At 33.1% G+C, this 2,201-nt stretch carries 2 protein-coding genes; both read right to left on the bottom strand.

Annotated features, from left to right (window positions below; genetic code table 11):
* The coding region (locus tag ACYUEW_RS18880; protein WP_460277701.1) for a putative NPN-dependent ornithine cyclodeaminase at positions 1-1,001 on the bottom strand (1,001 nt) is incomplete at its 3' end.
* Positions 1,002-1,069: 68 nt separating this feature from the next.
* Entirely contained in the window at positions 1,070-2,146 is a 1,077-nt protein-coding gene (locus ACYUEW_RS18875) for a putative NPN-dependent ornithine cyclodeaminase (RefSeq protein WP_043032131.1), read from the bottom strand.
* Positions 2,147-2,201: the final 55 nt, after the last annotated feature.

The raw sequence follows: 2,201 nt of genomic DNA, 5'->3' as shown, positions 1-2,201 counted from the left end.
GATAGTTTATTAACAGAGAATTCTTGTATATCTATAGAATAGATATATACAGGTCTAACAACACCATCTCTTACTGTGTAAGATGGAGTCATATTTCCTGAAGCTATTGTATGTAGTACTGTAGATAAACATATAAGCATTGTAGATTTTCTTGTATGTTTTCTCATAGCATCTTGAGCTTCATATACATTATCGTAAACGTTAGGTAGAGTGAATCTATCTCTTATAGTRCCMGCAAGTACTACAGGAACATCTTTTTCTACACAAGCTTTTAATATACCATCTTTAACTTTTCCAGAAGCCATAAGTTCTTCTAAAGAACCAGCTCTTCTAGCTTCGTTTATAGCTTCCATATAGTTGTAATGAGCATTTTTTTCAGCTTCAAAAGTTTCTTGACCTAAAACTGTTCCGAACATTCCTTTTTCTAAGTCATAGGTTGCAAGAGTGTTTCCTGATAAAATGGCATTAACATATCCGTTTTCTACAAGGGAAGCAAAAGCTGCTCTTGATTCATCATCTAATGCAATTGATGGTCCTAGAACCCAAGTGATTTTTCCGTTATGTTCTTTTTCATATTTCATTATTTCATATAAATCATCATAGTCTTTAGAGAAAGCTGTTTCTCTTGATCTACCACTTCTAAATGCAAARGTATCTGAATTTCCGTCTTTAGCTACGAATCCACCAGCATACATRTATATMCCTTCGCTRGCATCTTCAGTTCTTCCTACTACAACTTTATCTCCAAGTTTAAGATTTCTAAATTCTACAACTTCTATATCATCCTCTGGAGTAACAATTGCAACAGTATCCATACGGCTTTCRTTAGCTATTACCCATYTYCCTTTAATTTTAAAGTATTCAGGATATATTGATAAAGCGTGGTAGTGTCTAGGAGCAACTCCTTCTATAACTACTTCTTCAGTTTTACAATCCGGTGCTTTAACAAGAAAATCTTGYGTAAAATCTGGTGGYGTAAATTTTGGTAATTCGAAACTCATTTAAAATCTCCTCCTAATAATATATTAATGTATCTTAGTAATTTTCAAAATTAAGTGYTTATAATCTCYTATTTAAGAACRTTCTTTTGAACATTAACAACAAAGTCTTGAACGTTAGTAACTATTGTTTTAACACCTACATGTTCTCTAGCTGTTGCTACTTGGTTAACTGCATATTCAGCAATATCTATAGAGTAAACATATACTGGTCTTACCTTACCATCTACAACTTTATAAGATGAAGCTAAGTTTGCAGTTGCTACTGAGTGAAGAACTGTAGCAAGACAAATTATAACAGTTGCCTTTTGAGCTTGTTCTTTCATAGCATCAAGTCCGCAAGTTACATTGTGATAAACTGGAGGAAGTGGACCATCATCTCTTATTGATCCTGCAAGAACTATTGGRATATTATGTTCTATACAAGCTTTTATAAATCCATCTTTAACGTTTCCTTCAGAAAGTAGAGCTTCTATAGATCCAGCTCTTCTAGCTTCGTTTATAAGGTCTAAGTGATTATAGTGACCCATTGGAACTGATTCTTGAGTGTATATGTTTTGTCCTAAAGCAGTACCTAAAAGTCCTCCTTCTAAATCATGAGTAGCCATAGCGTTACCAGCCATAAGAGCGTTTACAAATCCTTTTTCAGCAAGTTCTGATAAAGCTACYCTAGTATCATAGTCAAATACAACRGCAGGTCCTAAAACCCAAACTATATGTCCATTGTTTTCTTTTTCATGTTTTAATATTTCATATAATTCTTTGTAGTCTTTTGAGAAAGATGATTCAACAGTTCTTCCGAATCCAACCTTTGGTATGTTATCAAAACCTTCAGCATATTTGTAGATACCTTCGCTTCCATCTACAGATTTTCCTAATATAACTTTATCTCCAACTTTAAGGCTTCTGAATTCTACAACTTCTACAGTGTTGTCATCTTTAACTATTGCAGCACAATCTAGAGATGTTTGAGTTGGTAAAACCCATTCACCTTTAACCTTAAAATATTCTGGTAATACAGAAGTTATATGAAATCCTTGAGGAGCTACTCCATCTTTTTCAACTTCACCTATTTTAACATCTGGTGCCTTAACAAGAACATCTTGTGTAAAATCTGGTGGTGTAAATTTTGGTAATTGAAAACTCATTTTAAATTTCCTCCTTAACGTAATATATTTTAAATTGTATTGGGGTTATATATAT

The organism is Clostridium sp. CTA-1 (assembly GCF_054768215.1).
The sequence above is the reverse complement of the archived record's forward strand: the minus strand, read 5'-3'. Positions and strand labels throughout refer to the sequence as shown.